General features: G+C 61.8%; 16 protein-coding genes. 1 reads left to right on the forward strand and 15 read right to left on the reverse strand.

Translation table 11 applies throughout. The features are described 5' to 3' along the window. Positions 1-24: 24 nt before the first annotated feature. The 3 genes from CAG25_RS08240 to gabT all read right to left on the reverse strand — a co-directional run bounded on the left by CAG25_RS08240 (position 25) and on the right by gabT (position 2,604). On the reverse strand, positions 25-513 hold the full coding sequence (locus CAG25_RS08240; RefSeq protein ID WP_039768527.1) for an Lrp/AsnC family transcriptional regulator: 489 nt from the start codon (positions 511-513) through the stop codon (positions 25-27). Positions 514-558: 45 nt separating this feature from the next. Beyond that, complete coding sequence (locus CAG25_RS08245) at positions 559-1,215, reverse strand: 2-haloalkanoic acid dehalogenase (protein ID WP_039768528.1); 657 nt, start codon at positions 1,213-1,215, stop codon at positions 559-561. Positions 1,216-1,311: 96 nt separating this feature from the next. Then, on the reverse strand, positions 1,312-2,604 hold the full coding sequence (gabT, locus tag CAG25_RS08250; protein WP_085610307.1) for a 4-aminobutyrate--2-oxoglutarate transaminase: 1,293 nt from the start codon (positions 2,602-2,604) through the stop codon (positions 1,312-1,314). 286 nt (positions 2,605-2,890) lie between these two features. On the opposite strand from gabT, the gene CAG25_RS08255 reads away from it, so the two are divergent. After that, the gene (locus CAG25_RS08255; RefSeq protein ID WP_085610308.1) at positions 2,891-3,817 is read left to right on the forward strand and encodes a glyoxylate/hydroxypyruvate reductase A; all 927 of its coding nucleotides are present in this window, start codon (positions 2,891-2,893) and stop codon (positions 3,815-3,817) included. 54 nt (positions 3,818-3,871) lie between these two features. Here CAG25_RS08255 and CAG25_RS08260 read toward each other — a convergent pair whose 3' ends face one another. From CAG25_RS08260 to CAG25_RS08315, 12 genes are all read right to left on the reverse strand, one after another. Then, positions 3,872-4,951 carry a tartrate dehydrogenase gene (locus CAG25_RS08260; protein ID WP_085610309.1) on the reverse strand — a complete coding sequence of 360 codons (1,080 nt, stop codon included), beginning with the start codon at positions 4,949-4,951 and terminating at the stop codon, positions 3,872-3,874. A 28-nt stretch (positions 4,952-4,979) separates the two neighbouring features. Beyond that, positions 4,980-6,437 (reverse strand): NAD-dependent succinate-semialdehyde dehydrogenase, encoded by a 1,458-nt coding sequence (locus tag CAG25_RS08265; RefSeq protein ID WP_085610310.1) that lies wholly within the window; start codon positions 6,435-6,437, stop codon positions 4,980-4,982. Positions 6,438-6,560: 123 nt separating this feature from the next. Next, a complete protein-coding gene (gene argE / locus CAG25_RS08270) occupies positions 6,561-7,718 on the reverse strand; it encodes an acetylornithine deacetylase (protein ID WP_085610311.1) in 1,158 nt (385 codons plus the stop codon). After that, on the reverse strand, positions 7,715-8,869 hold the full coding sequence (locus CAG25_RS08275) for an FAD-binding oxidoreductase (RefSeq protein ID WP_085610312.1): 1,155 nt from the start codon (positions 8,867-8,869) through the stop codon (positions 7,715-7,717). Before CAG25_RS08275 ends, argE begins: the two co-directional genes overlap by 4 nt. Then, entirely contained in the window at positions 8,866-10,242 is a 1,377-nt protein-coding gene (locus CAG25_RS08280) for an NAD(P)/FAD-dependent oxidoreductase (protein WP_085610313.1), read from the reverse strand. Before CAG25_RS08280 ends, CAG25_RS08275 begins: the two co-directional genes overlap by 4 nt. Continuing rightward, on the reverse strand, positions 10,224-10,532 hold the full coding sequence (locus tag CAG25_RS08285) for a (2Fe-2S)-binding protein (protein ID WP_085610314.1): 309 nt from the start codon (positions 10,530-10,532) through the stop codon (positions 10,224-10,226). The genes CAG25_RS08280 and CAG25_RS08285 overlap by 19 nt, the downstream gene beginning before the upstream one ends. Next, complete coding sequence (locus CAG25_RS08290; RefSeq protein WP_085610315.1) at positions 10,529-12,370, reverse strand: ABC transporter ATP-binding protein; 1,842 nt, start codon at positions 12,368-12,370, stop codon at positions 10,529-10,531. The genes CAG25_RS08285 and CAG25_RS08290 overlap by 4 nt, the downstream gene beginning before the upstream one ends. Position 12,371: 1 nt before the next feature. Beyond that, positions 12,372-13,247 (reverse strand): ABC transporter permease, encoded by an 876-nt coding sequence (locus CAG25_RS08295; RefSeq protein WP_039768547.1) that lies wholly within the window; start codon positions 13,245-13,247, stop codon positions 12,372-12,374. Then, positions 13,244-14,200 (reverse strand): ABC transporter permease, encoded by a 957-nt coding sequence (locus CAG25_RS08300; protein ID WP_039768548.1) that lies wholly within the window; start codon positions 14,198-14,200, stop codon positions 13,244-13,246. Before CAG25_RS08300 ends, CAG25_RS08295 begins: the two co-directional genes overlap by 4 nt. Positions 14,201-14,247: 47 nt before the next feature. After that, complete coding sequence (locus CAG25_RS08305; protein WP_085610316.1) at positions 14,248-15,885, reverse strand: ABC transporter substrate-binding protein; 1,638 nt, start codon at positions 15,883-15,885, stop codon at positions 14,248-14,250. 94 nt (positions 15,886-15,979) lie between these two features. Then, the gene (locus CAG25_RS08310; RefSeq protein WP_085610317.1) at positions 15,980-17,254 is read right to left on the reverse strand and encodes an FAD-binding oxidoreductase; all 1,275 of its coding nucleotides are present in this window, start codon (positions 17,252-17,254) and stop codon (positions 15,980-15,982) included. A 32-nt stretch (positions 17,255-17,286) separates the two neighbouring features. Then, positions 17,287-17,955: a haloacid dehalogenase type II gene (locus CAG25_RS08315; RefSeq protein ID WP_085610318.1), complete on the reverse strand. Its 669-nt coding sequence runs from the start codon at positions 17,953-17,955 to the stop codon at positions 17,287-17,289. Positions 17,956-18,026: the final 71 nt, after the last annotated feature.

Consider the following 18,026-nt stretch of genomic DNA (forward strand, 5'->3'; position numbering starts at 1 on the left):
CGCGCCTGATGGATGTAGGGAACTTCAGTGCCGCAACAACTTGCGCAACGGCACACCGTCCTTGAGCACCGGGGACTTGATAACGATGTAGCTGAAGTACTTGGAAATGCCGATGTTTTTATCCAGCAGGCTTTCAATCACTTCCTGATAGTGCTGAATACTGCGCGTCATGAAACGCACCAGATAATCGTAGCCACCACTGATCAAATGGCACTCGAGCACCTCATCCACCAGCCGAATGTTCGACTCGAACTTGGCGAAGTCTTCACGCTTGTGGTCACTCAGGGTGATTTCGGTGAAGACCGTTACCGATTCGGTGATCTTCGCCAGGTTCAGGTGTGCCTTGTAGCTGGAAATGTACCCGGCCGATTCCAGCCGTTTGACCCGTTGCAGACAGGGGCTGGCCGACAATCCCACGGCATCGGCCAGGCTGACATTGGTCATGCGCCCGTCCCTCTGCAACTCAACCAGGATACTGATGTCGATGCGGTCCAGTTTGACTAAACCTTCCATTGCGAACCTCTTGACTGCCATTTGTAGGACAATCTACTAGCAAAATCAGCGCCGTAAACACTGCTGATGCTGTGCGACCAGATCAGCCATGCTGTTGATGCAATAATCCGCAGCACATGGGGTCGGCTGTTGGCCCCGTTCACGACCGATCAGACACACATCGGTCAGTGCCGGGCCACGGGCGGCGGGTCGGGTCACCCGCAGAATGTGCTCCGGCTTCAGCTCGTTGGCATTCAACCAGTCCTCGTCCCGCAGCGGATCGCTGGCCAGCGAAATAAAGTCATCGGCCACAATCCCCAGATGCTCGCACAACACGGCGCGATCCTCGGCATCCCGGTCGCCCACCACCAACAGGCGATAAAACTTGCGCAAGTACAGCATCGCTCCCGGTGCGTCTTCGAACAATGACCAATTGGCAGCAGAGCGCGCGAAACTCATGCCCTCCTCCCAACTGGCGTTCAAGCTCCAGCGCTCGGCCAGCTGGCGATGGGCAAAACACAGCAACCCACTGAAGCCCAGTTCGGCAAAGCGCGGATAGAGCCCCTGCACCACCTCGCGAAATTCGCCCAGCACCTGTTCCTTGTCCGGGCGCCCGCCCCGGCTGTCGAGCAACGGCTGCAGCGCTGTCCAGACACCCGAATCACGGTCAACCAGGACTTCGTCGCAATCGATGAGCAGTGCTCGATAATCAGTCAGCCCCATGGTGTACACAGCCTCCGATGATGCGTTTCATCAATCCGTGCGCCAAAAAGGTTCAGCGACGCTGGCCAGCGACCGCGCCGCTGAACCCGGCGGACATCAGTTCAATACCCGTGCCAATGCAGCCTGCAGAATCTGCAACGCTTCATCGATCTGCGCTTCGGTCGTCACCAGTGGCGCGAGGAAGCGCAGGACGTTGCGATAGACGCCACACTTGATCACCAGCAAGCCACCTTTGCGCGCTTCATCGATCACACGCTGGTTCAGATCCGCGTCCGGGGAGCGCGCTTCATCGTTCTTGATCAGCTCGATGGCCAGCATGAAACCGGTGCCGCGTACGTCACCGATCTGCGGGTGACGGCGCTGCAACTGCAGCAAACCTTCACGCAGGCGCTTGCCCAATGCATCGCCACGTTCGAGCAGTTTCTCCTCTTCATAAGCGTCGATCACTGCCAGGGCCGCTGCGCAGGAAAGTGCATTGCCACCGTAGGTGCCGCCGAGGCCTCCAGGCAGTGGAGAATCCATGATGTCAGCTTTGCCGACCACGCCCGACAACGGCAGCCCGCCGGCCAGACTCTTGGCGACGGTGACCAGGTCAGGCTGGATGCCGGCGTGCTGGAAACCGAACCACTTGCCGGTGCGGCCGAATCCGGTCTGGATTTCATCGAGGATCAGCACGATGCCGTGCTTGTGGGTCAACTCACGCAATGCCTGGAGGAATGGTGCCGGCGCCGCAAGGAAACCACCGTCGCCCTGTACGGGTTCAATGATGATCGCCGCAACCCGCTCCGGCGCAACCTGAGTGGCGAGCAACTCGTCCAGCGCCTTGAGCGCCATCTCACTGGTGACGCCGCGATAGGCATTGGGAAATGGGGTGTGAAACACCTCCGGCGCGAATGGCCCGAAGTTCTGTTTGTAGGGCTGGCTCATGCCGGTCAGCGTGGTGCCGAGCAAGGTGCGTCCATGGAAACCGCCGCGGAAGGAGATCACCGCAGAGCGGTTGGTGTGAGCGCGGGCGATTTTCACCGCGTTCTCCACGGCTTCGGCACCGGAGGTGAAGAACGCCGCTTTGTAGTGTTCCTCGCCACCTATCATTTCGCACAAACGCTGGGCCAGATCCAGATACGGCTTGTAGGCCACCACCTGGAAGCAGGCGTGCGAGACCTTATGCAATTGGGCCTGCACCGCTGCAACCACTTTGGGATGGTTATGGCCGATGTTCAGCACGCCGATGCCGCCGACGAAGTCCAGATAACGCTGGCCGTCCACGTCCCACAATTCAGCCCCTTGGGCGCGATCAATCACCAGTGGATGAGCGGTGACCAGTCCGCGTGGCACGAACTGATCACGCTGACGGAGTAAATGAGGCGTTTGGTCGACTTGGCTGTTCATGGCATTTCCCTTCGTGATTCCGGCAGCCCGGAGTGAATGCAGGAGGTGGTTACACAGGGTCTTAAGATTAAGACTTGTGCGGAACGAACTACGCCGAACTTGGCCCCTGAGAAATCCGGATCGACTGTTTTCACCCTGCCAAACGGCAGATTCCTTCAGGCCGCCGAATCTGCCGGACGCGTGCGTATATGACGTGGCGCGCAGTGTTCGCAGCGCTGCTTTCGACAGATCCTGCTCTGGCGTTGGGCGATGATGGGAGCACCTTCAACCTCCTCAGGAATTGACCATGGCCCTGCTTTACAAAGCTGACCCCGTGCGCGGCGAACGGTGGAAAGCACTGTTCGCCGAACATGCCCCGGACATCGAATGGCGCGCCTGGCCGGACATCGGCGATCCCGCAGACATCAAGTACCTGGCGGCGTGGCAGGCGCCGGAAGATCTGCAGACGGTGCTGCCGAATCTGCAGGTGTTGTTTGCGTTGTCGGCCGGCGTCGATCAACTGGATCTGAGCCGTATCCCGCCAGGTCTTCCGGTGGTGCGCCTGCTCGATCCCGGGATCACCCAAGGCATGTGCGAGTACGCCAGTTTTGCCGTGCTCGCTTTGCACCGGGACATGTTGCGTTATCGCCAGCAGCAGATGGCGCGGTGTTGGCAGGCGCACCTGCTGCAGCCGGCGCATCAGCGTCGGGTGGGAGTGATGGGCCTCGGTACTCAGGCGCAGCAGATTCTCGCCACCTTGCAGCCCTTGGGCTTTGCCCTCAAGGGCTGGGCGCGCAGTGCGCATCGGATTGCCGGCGTCGAGTGTTTTGCCGGTCGCGAGCAACTGCCGGCGTTTCTGAGCCAGTGCGACATTGTGATGTGCGTATTGCCGCTGACCGAGCAGACCCGTGGCATTCTCGACCGTGAGTTGTTTCGCCAATTGCCGCGTGGCGCGGCACTGATCAACATGGGGCGCGGTGGGCATCTGGTGGAAGACGACTTGCTCCAAGCGCTGGACAGCGGGCAACTCAGCGGCGCGGTGCTGGATGTGGTGCAGAACGAACCGGCGCCGACGGATCATCCCTTCTGGGGCCATCCGCAGATTCTGCTGACGCCACATATCGCGGCAATGACCCAGCCGGAAAGCGCATTTGCTGTCCTGCTGGAGAACATCCGCCGCTTCGAACGCGGCGAGCCCATGAACGGTCAGATCGACCGCAACAAGGGCTACTGATTCAGACCCTCTGCATGAGCGAGCAGGCTCACTCATGCAGAGGATGACGATGTTTCAGAGGAATTCGGCGATGGCCCTGCCGACATCCTGGGTCGAGCCCTGCCCGCCCAGGTCTGGGGTGATCGGGCCCTCGGCGATCACCCGCTCGATTGCCTGCAAGATCCCGTCGTGTGCTGCGCGGTAACGCTGGTCACCGTTGCCCAGGAAATCGAGCATCAGCGCCCCGGACCAGATCATCGCAATCGGGTTGGCGATGTTCTGCCCATAGATGTCCGGTGCCGAACCATGCACCGGCTCGAACAGCGACGGAAAACGTCGCTGCGGATCAAGGTTGGCCGACGGCGCAATGCCGATGGTTCCGGCACACGCCGGCCCCAGGTCGGAGAGGATGTCGCCGAACAGGTTCGACGCCACCACCACATCGAACCGATCCGGTTGCAGAACGAAGCGCGCGCACAAGATATCGATGTGCTGCTTGTCCCACGTCACCTGCGGGTACTGCGCGGCCATCAGCGCGGTGCGCTCGTCCCAGTACGGCATGCTGATCGAAATGCCGTTGGACTTGGTCGCTGCGGTCAGGCGCTTGCGTGGCCGGGTCTGGGCCAGGTCGAAGGCAAACTTGAGAATCCGGTCGACACCCCGGCGGGTGAACACCGACTCCTGCAGCACGAACTCATGCTCGGTGCCTTCGAACATCTTGCCGCCGACCGATGAATACTCGCCTTCGGTGTTCTCGCGAATCACCACGAAATCGATATCCCCCGGTTCGCGTCCAGCCAACGGGCATGGCACCCCGGGGAACAAGCGCACCGGCCGGATATTCACGTACTGGTCGAAGTCGCGACGGAATTTCAGCAGCGACCCCCACAGGGAAATATGGTCCGGCACTTTCTCCGGCCAGCCCACGGCGCCGAAGTAAATCGCGTCGAAGCCCTTGAGCTGTTCGAACCAGTCCTCGGGCATCATCTGCCCGTGTTCCAGGTAATAATCGCAATGCGCCCAGTCGAGCACTTCAATGCTCAAGTCCAGCTGCCATTTCTTCGCGGCCTGCTCCAGAACCCGCAGCCCCTCGGGCAACACTTCCTTGCCAATCCCGTCGCCGGCAATCGCGGCGATCTTGAAGACCTTGCTCATCAGTTGTGGCTCCTCCGTTGTTGTGAAGTTACAAGCCGCCGATGTGGAAGGCTTTGACTTCAAGGTATTCGTCAAGACCGTATTTGCTGCCTTCACGACCCAGCCCCGATTGCTTGATGCCGCCGAACGGCGCGACTTCCATGGAGATGATTCCGGTGTTGAGGCCAACCATGCCGAATTCCAGCGCCTCGCCGAAACGCCATGAACGCCGCAAGTCTTGAGTGAAGTAATAGGCGCCGAGGCCAAACGGTGTGGCGTTGGCCAGGGCCAAGGCTTCGGTTTCGTCGGTGAACCGCATCAGCGGCGCGACGGGGCCGAAGGTTTCTTCGTTGGCCAGGAGCATGCCGGCGTGGGCACCGCCAAGCACCGTCGGTTGCACAAATTGACTGTCACCCTCGGGAACGCCGCCGCAGAGCAACTGCGCGCCCTGGCTCAAGGCATCATCGATGTGGCGGGCCACCTTGCTCACGGCCGCCTTGTTGATCAGCGGGCCGATGGTCACGTTGTCTTGCAGGCCATTGCCGACCTTGAGCTTGCCGACCTCCTCGACCAGACGCTGGGCAAAACGCTGGTAAATGCCGTCCTGTACCAGAATCCGGTTGGCGCAGACGCAGGTCTGCCCGGCGTTGCGAAACTTGCTCAGCATGATCCCGGTAATCGCCTGCTCAAGATCAGCGTCGTCAAACACAATGAACGGTGCGTTGCCGCCGAGTTCCAGGCTCAATCGCTTGATGTGTTCGGCACTCTGGCGCATCAGCAAACGGCCCACCGCAGTGGAACCGGTGAAGGAAATCTTGCGCACTGTCGGGTTGCCGGTCAGCTCTTCGCCAATCCCGGCGGGCATGCCGGTCAGCACATTGAACACCCCGGCCGGAATGCCGACGCGCTCAGCCAACACCGCCAACGCGAGCGCTGACAGCGGCGTCAGATCCGACGGCTTGACGATGATCGGGCACCCCGCCGCCAGAGCCGGTGCACACTTGCGGGTAATCATCGCGTTGGGGAAATTCCACGGCGTGATCGCCGCGCAGACACCCACCGGTTGCTTGAGGGTCAACAGTCGGCGGTCGCCGCTGGGCGCCGGCATGGTTTCGCCGTAAATCCGCCGAGCCTCTTCGGCAAACCATTTGACGAAACCCGCACCGTAGCGGATTTCACCTTTGGCTTCATTCAGCGGCTTGCCTTGTTCGCAGGTCATGATCAGCGCCAGATCATCGAGGTTGTCGATCATCGCCTGATACCAACGCTCCAGCAGCGCCGCTCGTTCGGCGGCCGGTCGTGCCCGCCAGGCGGGCCAGGCCTGTTCGGCGGCGGCGATGGCGCGTCGGGTTTCCACGCCTTGCATGGCGGGCACGCGGCCGATCAATTCGCCGCTGGCCGGGTCGACGACATCCAGGGTCGCGCGGTCATCGGCGCCGATCCACTGGCCGTTCACATAAGCGAGTTCTGCGAGAAGACCGGGGTCTTTCAAACGATTCTTGAGCATGGTCGAGTCCTGATCCGAGACAGATTCCAGTCTAGGGAGACTCGACGGATAAGGATGCTGAAAGCGCGTAGCGGACAGTGTCGGCTGCTGAAATTGACGGTGGAACAGCAGAATTGCTGTTTCCTATCGTTTCAGCGAACCGAGCAAACCCTCCAGAAAGCGCTCCCCCGCCTCCATCTGGCTGATCTCGATAAACTCGTCCGGCTTGTGCGCCTGCTCGATCGATCCTGGCCCACAGACAACCACCGGCACATCCAGACGCTGCTTGAACAACCCGCCTTCCGTACCGAACGAAACCTTGGACGTCGCGGTATCCGGCGCCGCGAAATTTTTCAGAAAACGTACCGCTTCGACGCTCGGGTGGGTGTCCAGTCCGGGATAGACGTTGACCGTTTCAATCTCGATGGCCGCCACACTTGAGAGCTTCTGCGCCTCGCGCACGATCACCTCGGCACGCTCCTGCATCTGGGCGAGAATCTGTTCCAGATCATCGGCCGGCAAATTGCGCACCTCAAAATCCACCGTGCAAAGGTTCGGCACGATATTCAGCGCCCGGCCACCGCCGATCTGGCCGACGTGCACGGTGGTGTAAGGCACGTCGTAATCGGCATCCCGGGCGCCCTGCTCCTGCAGTTGGCGCTGGGATTCACGCAACGCAGCAATGAAATCGCAGGCCACGTGGATCGCGTTGACCGAGCGCGGCGCCAGCGAAGAATGCGCCTCCAGCCCCCGACAATAAGTGCGGTACGAGCCCTTGCCCTTGTGCCCCAGCACAAACTGCATGTTGGTCGGTTCGCCGATCAGGCACAGGAACGGTCGCACCGGCGCCAGGTGCAGCACATCGAGCAAACGCCGCACGCCAACGCAGCCGATTTCCTCGTCGTGTGACAGCGCCAGTTGCAGCGGACGGCTGAGGGAATGTTCAGCAGCGTCAAGCATCGCGTCGATGGACAGGGCGATAAAGCCTTTCATGTCGCAACTGCCGCGCCCGTAAACCCGCCCGTTCTGCTCCGTCAGCTGGAACGGTGGAACAGTCCACGCCTGCCCCGCTGCTGGCACCACGTCGGTGTGTCCGGACAGCAGAATGCCCGGTTGGTCTTTCGGACCGGTACTGGCAAACAGATTGGCCTTCTTGCCGCTTTCGTCCTTGACGATCAGCGACTCGATGCCCTTGCTCAGCAGCAACTCGCGAACGTACTCGATCAACGCCATGTTCGATTCCGACGACACGGTATCGAACGCAATCAATCGTTTGAGAATCTCCAGTACACGGGGTTTCATGAGGCTTTGCTCCGTTGTTCGGCCAAGGGGGCGAACCGGCGTATGGAAAAGGGTTCAATCAACGTGGAGGTACTGCCGGTACTGATCAATTCAGCCATGACGTCACCGACGCCCGGCCCTAACTGGAAGCCATGGCCACAGAAGCCGAACGCGTAATACAGACCATCGACCGTACCGCTTGGCCCCATGATCGGCAGCGAGTCCGGCAGATAGCTTTCGATGCCGCTCCAGACTCGAATGATGTTCAGATTGCCGACGCCCGGCAGCAGTCGGCGCATTTGCCGGATCTGGTTGAGGATGCTGCGTGGCTCGACATAGGCGCGGCGATTGAGCATGTCCGGTTTGCTGCGATAGCCGCCGCCAATGATGATGTTGCCGCGCGGAATCTGCCGGAAATAAATGACTTCCTCAGGGATCTTGGTGAATACACCGATCACCGTCGGCAAGGCGTACGGCACCGGTTCCGTCACCGCCATCTGCGGGCCATGGGTGTCCAGCGGAACCGGTTCGCCGAACTGCGCGGACAGTTTCTCGCCCCAGGCCCCGGCGGTGATCAGCAGTTGTGCGGCGCGGTATTGCCGGCCATCGGTGGTGGTGACGCTGAACTCGCCTGCATTTTTCTGCACTTGGGCCACTTCGGTCTGTTCTTCGATACGCGCACCGATCCGCCGCGCCGCCCGGGCAAATGCCGGCGCCGCCAGACGCGGGTTGGCGTGACCGTCATGCGGCGCGTAGGAGCCCCCCTTCACGTCCGGTCCCAGAAACGGAAAGCGCCGATGCAGTTCAGCGCCGCGATAGACCTGCAGATCCAGTTGGGCCGCCTCCGGTGCAGCGGCATACGCCTCGAGCTCGGCAATTTCGTCTTCGCGGTAACACACGCGCATGTGGCCGCTGGCGATGAATTCCAGATCGTCGTCAATCAGCTCCGGCAAGCGCTTCCACAGCGCAAACGAACGGTTGGCCAATTCCAGTTGCCCCAGATAACGGCCCTGACGCCGCACGTTGCCGAAGTTGACGCCGCTGGCGTATTGGCCAATCAGGTCGCGCTCGAGCAGCGTCACGGAGTGCCCGCGCTGACGCAGGAAAAACGCTGACGCCGCGCCCATGATGCCGCCGCCGATAATCAATACATCACTTTTCTGCGGGTTCATGACGGCTCCTCGATGATCACCATCGGCAACGGTTTGACGGGGGCCTGACCGCGTTGACGGCCGACCTGCTGCACACTGACGCCGGCCGCGGCGGCAATCACTTCGGCGCCGGCCTGCGAGCAGTAGCGGCCCTGGCAACGGCCCATGCCGACCCGACTGAAAGCCTTGGCCCGATTGACTTCACACGCGCCCTTTTCACTGACCGTACGGCGCAGTTCGCCCGCGCTGATCATCTCGCAGCGACAGACGATCGCCGAATCCGGCAACGCCCCGGCCTGTTCGGCGGGCCAGGGAAATGCCTGCGCCAGACCGAGGCGGAACTGATCCATCACCGCCAGTGCACGCCGTTGCTCTGCGCGCAAGCCGGCATCCACCGGTTGCTGCTGATCCTCCAGCAGCGCCATCGCCACCAGACGTCCGGCATGTTCAGCCGCATCGGCGCCGCGGATCTTTGCCCCGTCGCCGGCGGCATACACAGCGCTGACCGACGTGCGGCCCTCTTCATCAAGCGCCAGCCACCATTGGCCGGATGCTTCATCAAAACGCATGCGGCACCCGGCCAGATCGGCCAACTGGGTTTCCGGACGCAAGTGATACCCCAGGGCCACGGCATCGCAATCGATGTCCAGGGTTTCGCCTTTGGCTGAGCGCACGCGCACGCCACTGACGCCGCGGGTGGCATCTCCCGATATCAGCTCCGGCTTGATCCCCAGGTGCACGGGAATTTTCGCCTGATACAACTGCGCCAACAGTTTCATCCCGGTGAGCAACACCCCAGGCCGCGCGAGCATCTTCGGCAGCGCCACAATGCGTTTGCTCATCGGCGATGTATCAAGCACCGCGGCGACGTTGGCGCCGGCCTTCACGTACTGGCTGGCCACCAGATACAACAGCGGGCCGCTGCCCATGAACACCACGCGATGACCGATGGAAACCGCCTGCGACTTGAGCGCGATTTGCGCCCCGCCGAGGCTGTAGGTACCCGCCAGTTGCCAGCCATCAATGGGCATCAAACGGTCCGTGGCGCCGGTGCAGAGGATCAGTGCGTCGTAGTCCACCGTCGTATGGTGCCCCTGACTGACGCAGCACAACTGCCTGGGCACCAGATTCCACACCAGCGTGTCAGGGCGGTAATCGATGTGTGGGCGCAAGCGCTCGAAACTCTCGTGCAGGTCGCGCGCCTTGGCCGCTTCAGTGCCGTACAGCGCGCGGTAGTCGCGGGTGAAACCTTCGGGTTGGCGCCGATAGATCTGGCCGCCGTCGCGGCGATTTTCATCGATCAGGACCGGTTTGATGCCGGCCTTCACCAACGTCTCGGCGCAGCGAATCCCCGCAGGGCCGGCGCCGACGATAACTACCCGTGCAGTGGCCATGTCGCCTCCGGTTGTGTGGTGACGAGATCCAGCCCTTCACGGACTTCACTGGAGCACGCACGCAGACGTTCGCCGATGCGCGTCCACACCCAGCAATCCTGGCAGGCGCCCATCAGGCAGAACCCGGCACGTCGACCGGCATCGAACTCCGACTGGCGCAGCGCATTGCCCTGAGTGAGCAATGCGACCATCAGTGTGTCGCCCTGCAACGCCTGGATGGGCACGCCATCCACGGTCAACCGGACGGTCACCCGACCCTGCTCGGCCAGTCTCACAAAACGAGCACTCATGCATAGGCTCCCTGATTCAAGGTGGTCACGTCCCGCTGGGTTTTCAGCAGTTCGACGCTGTCGTGGTGGCAAAGAATTTCACTGCCACCGTCGATGATTCGGCGATTGGGTGCCGTGCGGTTGCACAGGCCATCGACGCGCACCGGGCAGCGATTGAGGAAAGTGCACAGTTCGGCGACATTGGCTTTGGGCCCGATGGGCGGCAGTTCGCCGCAAGTCGTCCCGCAGTTTTCCAGCCAGCCCTGGCGCAGCTCCGGCACCGAGTGAATCAACAGATCGGTGTAGGGATGGAACGGTGCCTGCGCAAATGACTGGCGGCTGCCGGCCTGAACCTTGTGGCCGCTGTACATCACCACCACGTCATCGCACAGCGCGCGCACGGTGGAGATGTCATGACTGATGAACAGGTAGGACACGCCGAGCTGCTGACGCAAGTCGCGGAGCAATTCGAGAATCGCGGCACCGACCACGGTGTCCAGCGCCGAGGTCACTTCATCGCAGAGGATCAGATCGGGTTTGGCCGCCAGTGCCCGCGCCAGGTTCACCCGCTGTTTCTGCCCGCCGGATAACTCGCTCGGACGACGCTCGGCCAGGGCTCGCGGCAGGCGCACCAGATCCAGCAATTCGCCGATACGCTCGCGCAACGCCGCGCCTTTGAGGTTGAAATACATCTTCAGCGGCCGACTCAGAATCGTGCTGATGCTGTGCATCGGATTGAGCGCCGTGTCGGCGTTCTGGAACACCATCTGGATCCGCCGGAATTGCTCGTCGCTGCGTTCGGCCAGACAACCGCCCAGCGGTTGCCCGTCAAAGGTCAGCCCGCCCAATGCCGGCGTGAGCAGGCCGGCCACCACGCGGGCCAGCGTTGACTTGCCCGAACCCGACTCGCCGATCACGCCAATCGCCTGGCCCCGGCGCACGGTCAGATCAATGTCTTCCAGTACACGAATGGCCGGCATGCCCTGGGTGTTCTTGTTGCCGTAACCGGCAGTCAGGCCGCGAATGGTCAGCAGCGGGGTTTCTTCGGCAATACCGCCAGGTGGGCGGATCGTCGTGTCCGGCCGCGCGGCGGCCAGCAAACTGCGGGTGTATTCATGACGCGGGCCTTTGAGCAGCGCCGCCGTGGCGCTTTGTTCGAAGATCTGGCCGCCATTGAGCACGACGATCTGATCGGCCATTTGCGCCACCACGGCCAAGTCATGGGACACATACACCGCTGTCGCGCCACGGTCACGCACCACGCGTTTGAACGCTCGCAACACGTCGATCTGGGTCGTCACATCGAGCGCCGTGGTCGGTTCGTCGAGGATGACCAGCAACGGATCACTGATCAGCGCCATTGCCGCCATCACCCGCTGCAGTTGCCCGCCGGACACCTGATGCGGGTAACGCTGGCCGATGTGATCCGGGTCCGGCAGGGCCAGGTCGCGGAACAGTTCAATGGCCTTGGCCTCAAGGGCGGCGCGGGTGCCGAGGCCATGAATCAACGCGCCCTCCACCACTTGGTCGATCAGCTTCTTCGCCGGGTTGAAAGCCGCCGCAGCGCTCTGCGCGATATACGACACCCGATTACCTCGCAGGCCCTGCAATTGCTGCTCGCTGAGCGCGAGCATGTTGTGCTCGCCGACCTGTACCACGCCGCCGGACAACCGACAGCCCCGTCGGGCATACCCCAACAGAGCGAGGGCAATGGTGGTCTTGCCCGAGCCCGACTCGCCGATCAACGCCAGCACTTCACCTTGTTCCAGGGCAAAGCTCACGCCTTTGACGATTTCGGTTTCCCCGTGTTCGCCGCAAGCGACCACGCGCAGGTCTTCAACTCGAATCAATTGGGTCATTTCAATGGCCTCCCGTGCGGCGACTGCGTCGCGACGACACTCTGTCGATAAACAGATTCACGCCGATGGTCAGGGTGCCGATGGCCAGCGCCGGGATGACGATGGCCGGCGCACCCTGATTGAGGCCGCCGATGTTTTCCCGCACCAGCGAACCGAGGTCGGCATCCGGCGGTTGCACGCCCAGCCCGAGAAAACTCATGCCGCTGAGCAGCAGCACGATGAAACCAAACCGCAAGCCCAGGTCAGTCAGCACCGGGTTGAGCATATTCGGCAGGATCTCCACGCAGGCGATGTACAAGCGCCGCTCGCCACGGGTACGGGCGACCTGCACATACTCCAGCGCTTCGATGTTCACCGCCATGCTGCGGGCGATACGGAACGCGCCCGGGGCGAAGCTCAACACTGCCGTGCTGATCAGCAGGGTCACTGAAGAGCCGAATGCCGAAACCATGATCAACGCGAGCATCTTGCTCGGGATCGAGATAAAGGCGTCCATCAAGCGGCTGATCACTTCGTCCAGCCACTTCGGCGACACCACCGACAGCAGCGCACAACCGGTGCCCAGCGCACTGGCCAGCACCGCCGCAATCAACGCCAGGCCCACGGTGAAACGTGCGCCGACGAGCACCCGGCTGAGCATGTCGCGGCCCAAATAATCAGTGCCGAACGGGTACACCGCGCTGATGTTGTCGAACACGTTGCCCGAGACCACCTCGCCGACCGGGTGCGGCGCCAGCCACGGGCCGAACAACGCAACCAGCAGCCAGATAACGCAGATGGCGGCGCCGATGAGTCCCAGCCACGCGGGCCCGTGAGACACCTTGCCGGCTGACAGATCGGGGGCCGCGGGCGTCGATTTCACAATGAGATTGTTCATTGGTTTCTCAGCCTCGGATTGGACAGAATCGCGCACAGGTCGGCAATCAGCACCAGACCCAGATAAGCCGTACAGAACAACATGGTGCAGGCCTGCACCAGTGCCATGTCACGGTTGGTCACGGCATCGACCATCAGGCTGGCGATGCCGGGATAGTTGAAGATGGTTTCGACAATCACCACCCCGCCGAGCAGATACGACAAGCTCAGCGCAATCGCATTGGCGATCGGCCCGATGGCATTGGGCAAAGCGTGGCGCAGTACGATGCGCATCGGACTGACGCCTTTGAGCCGGGCCATTTCCACGTAGGGACTGTCGAGCTGGTCGATTACTGCCGCGCGTGTCATCCGCGCCATTTGCGCAACGATCACGCAGCACAGCGTCATCACCGGCAAGGCGTAGGTGCGCATGAATTGCCACGGTGAAGTGATGTCGCTGGCATAGGACAGCGCCGACAACCAGCCCAGGTTTACCGCAAAGATCAGCACCGCGAGGGTCGCCACCAGAAACTCTGGCACCGCGACCATGGCCAGGGTGGTGAAACTCAAGACACTGTCGATCCGCCCGCCACGACCCATCGCCGAGCCGATGCCGAGAACCAGCGCCACCGGCACCGACACCAGCGCCGTGGCGGCCGCCAGCATCAAGGTGTTGGGCACGCGCCCGGCCATCAGCTCGACGACCGGCATCGCGTTGGATACCGACACGCCCATATCGCCACTGAGCAGGCTCATCAACCAGTGCAGGTAACGCACCACACCGGGTTGATCGAGCCCCAGTTTCAGGCGCAGCGCCGCCACCTGTTCCGGAGTGGCAAACTGGCCAAGGGATTGTTGCGCCGCGTCTCCAGGCAGTACCGCCGTGATCGCGAACACGACCATCGATACGATCAACAAAGTCACGATCGCGGCGCCCAGCCGTCGACCGATCAACCACAGTGTGCTGCTATTCATCGCCTACCCTCCTGCACCTGGCTTGCCGTTCATTTCGACGGCTCTGTTCAAGCGTCCAGCCAGACCTGCTCGGCGAACATGTAACCCATGAAGCCGCCGAGCGGGTTGCTGCCGTAGCCCTTGATCCGTTGATCGACGCCGTCGATGTTGCTGATGAACACCGGTATGCCGATGCCACAGTGGTCGTGCACCAGGGTCTGCATGTCCGCGTACATCTTGCCGCGCTTGGCATCGTCGGTTTCGCCGCGGGCGAGCATCAGCAACTGATCGAACTGTTCGTTCTTCCAGCCGGACTCGTTCCACGGCGCCTTCGACTGGAAGAACTGCGAGAACATCACGTCGGCGTTCGGGCGTGGGTTGATGTTGCCGAAGCTGATCGGGTGCTTCATCCAGTGGTTGGACCAGTAGCCGTCGCTCGGCAGGCGCTTGACGTCGAGTTTGAGCCCGGCCTGTTTGGCCGACTGCTGCAACAGCACTGCGATATCGACGGAACCCGTTGCGGCAGGCGACGCAAACAGCTCCATGCTGATGTTTTCCATGCCCGCTTTTTTCAGCAGGAACTTGGCTTTTTCCGGGTCGTAGACTGTTTGCGGCAGGTCGCTGTTGTAGTAGCGCGAGCCGGGCGCGATCGGATGATCGTTGCCGACCACGGCAAAGCCGCGAAATACCGCCGACTTGATCTGTTCGCGATCGAGCAGGTACTTCATCGCCTGGGTGAAATCGGCGTTCTGACCCGGCAGTTGATCCTGACGGATGATCAAATCAGTGTAGTTGCCCGACGGCGCATCAACGACCCGGTGTTTGGCGCTGGCCTTGATCCGGTCGGTGGAGCGCGGGTTGACCTCGTTGATCATGTGCACGTCGCCGGACAGCAGCGCGTTGACCCGCGACGGCTCGTCGCCGATGGCAATGAATTCGATTTCGTCGAGGTACGGCAGGCCAGGCTTCCAGTAGCCGGTGTTGCGTGCGGCGACCGAACGTACACCCGGTTTGAACTCCTTGACCTTGAACGGTCCGGTGCCAACGCCCTGGTTGAAGTCAGTGGTGCCTTCGGGAACGATCAGCAGATGCGAGACGGCCAGAATCGACGGCAATTCGGCGTTCGGGGCAGTCAGGCGAATCTGTACTTCGTTGGCCCCTGTGGCCTTGATTTCGGCGAACTGCTCCATCAGCGGCATGACTTTGGAGCCGGTCAGCGGATCCTTGTGGCGTGACAGCGAGAACACCACGTCGGCCGCGCTGAGGGTTTTGCCGTTGTGGAAAGTCACGTCCTTGCGCAGGGTGATCGTCCACAGGGTCGCGTCGGTGTTATCGATGCGCTCGGCCAGTTCCAGTTGCGGCACCAGGTGCGCGTCGAAACGGGTCAGGCCGTTGTAGAACATGTAATGCCGCACATAGTCGGTGGACAGCGCGCCTTTGGCCGGGTCGAGGGTATCGGCGGTGGAGCTGGACATGCCGGCGACACGTATGCGCCCACCCTGCTTGCCTTTGCCCGGCGTCGCCGTATCGTCGGCCAACAGCTTGCCCGCGGCACCGAACAGGCTGCCGGCGCCGGCAGCCGCTACACCGGCCACGCCGAGCATTTGCAACGCGTGACGGCGTGACATGCCGCGATTGAGGCCTTCGAACACCCGCAGGCTTTCTTCGCCCGAGATCAGAGGTGAGTCGTTCTTGTGATCAGTCATTTCAGTGCTACCTGTCGAAATTAAGAAGGCTCAAGTGTTCCGGTTGGCCGGAACGTCCTGGAAACGCAAACGACGGTAAAGCCACAGCATCAGCTCAATGCAAATAGTCCTGAAAGCGGTAATAGGCGCCCACGAAAGGCAGGAACCACGGCTTGCCGAAATGCCCGGGGATCGCCGGCCAGTCGAGTTCACGCCAGGGGTTGGCCTCGGCATTGCCCGCCATCACATCGGCCATCACCTGCCCCATGTGCACCGACATCTGCACGCCGTGGCCGCTGTAGCCCATCGAATGGAACACGCCGCCGTGCTGGCCGGCTCGCGGCAAACGGTCGGAGGTCATGTCTACCAGGCCGCCCCAGCAGTAATCGATCCTGACGCCGGCCAGTTGCGGAAACATCTGGATCATTGCCGCCTGCAGCACCTTGCCGCTCTTGGCATCGTTGACACTGTCGGACATGGCAAACCGCGCGCGCCCGCCAAACAGCAGGCGGTTGTCCGGGGTCAGGCGGAAGTAGTTACCAATCATTCGACTGGTGACATAAGCGCGGCGCCCCGGCAGCAACTGGTCGATCAGCGCCCGCGGCAGAACCTCGGTGGCAATGACGAAGCTGCCCACCGGCACAATCCGCCGCCGATACCAGCCCAGACCACCGTGCTGACAGGCACCGGTCGCCAGCAGAACCTGCCCGGCGTGCAGCGATCCCTTGCTGGTGTTGACCTGATAACCACCAGCCCGGGCTTTCCAGTCGAGCACCGAGGTGCCCTCATGGATCAGCGCGCCGTGACGCACCGCCGCTTCTGCCAGACCGACGCCGAAACGCCCGACGTGCATCTGCACGCCATTGCGCTGCAACAGGCCGCCATGGAACTGCGCAGAGTTGACTTCGGTGCGGGTCTGTTCGGCAGACAGCAATTCAACATCGGCATCGACTTCGTTGCGAATCAGCTCGCAGGTGCGGGCCAGCCCTTCGTAGTGCAGCGGTTTTGCCGCCAGTTTCAGCTTGCCGTTGCGCAACAGGTCACAGGCGATCTGCTCCTGCTCGACCAACGAGACAACGCTTTGCACGGCACTTTCGTAAGCCTGGTAATAGGCTTTGGCCCGGTCGGCACCGAGGCTGGCGCTGAGGCTGGCGTAATCTTGCGCCACCCCCGTGTTGCACTGCCCGCCATTGCGTCCCGAAGCCTCGCCGATCACGCGCCCGGCTTCCAGCACCACCACACTGGCGCCCTTGAGCGCCAGGGCCCGGGCTGCCGCCAGCCCGGTGAAACCGCCACCGACGATGGCCACATCGACTTGCCCGGGCAAACCGCCGAGCTGTGCGCCGGTGAAGGCCGGTGCGCTGTCGAGCCAGTAGGATTCACTGCCCATGTTCAATCCCGCCTTTGCCAATGAGGATGTCGTTACAGGCCGACCAGTGCGGCCAGACCGCCGATGTCCGGGATCTGGTGGTAGCTGTAGAAGGCATTGCCCGGTACTTCGTGGCCACGGGCGACGAAGGCCTTGTTCTTGATCTTCATGTCGTGGGCCGGCATCAGGTCGTAACGGAAGCTGGAGGACACATGCAAGATGTCTTCCGGGCCGCAGTTGAGGTTGTCGAGCATGTACTCGAACGCCGCCAGACGTGGTTTGTAGGCTTGTGCCTGTTCGGCCGTGAAGACTTTGTGAAAAGGTGCGCCGAGTTTTTCGACGTTGGACATGATCTGGCTGTTGCTGGCGTTGGAGAAAATCACCAGGGGAATCTTGTCGGCGATTTTCGACAGGCCGGCCGGTACGTCCGGGTGCGGGCCCCAGGTCGGAACGGCGTCGTAATACAGCTGGCCTTCTTCGCGGTATTCGATTCCCCAACGCTTGCAGGTACGCGCCAGAGCGATCTTGAGAATCTCGTCATACGGCATCCAGTCGCCCATGACCTGGTCCAGGCGATAGGCCGAGAAATCCTTGACGAACTGATCCATCTGCTCAGCGGGAACGCGATCGGCGAAGAGTTCGCGGGTCATCGTACCCATGTGGAAATTGGTCAGCGTTCCGTAGCAGTCGAAGGTAATGAATTTGGGGCGAAGAAAGCTCATTGAGTGCGTTCCTGAAGTTCGTTGAGGTCAATGGCGCTACAAGCATTTGCCTGGTTTGCGCAGTAGCGATG

The sequence above is a fragment of the Pseudomonas sp. B16(2017) genome, assembly GCF_002113205.1.
Taxonomy (GTDB): Bacteria; Pseudomonadota; Gammaproteobacteria; order Pseudomonadales; family Pseudomonadaceae; genus Aquipseudomonas; species Aquipseudomonas pharyngis.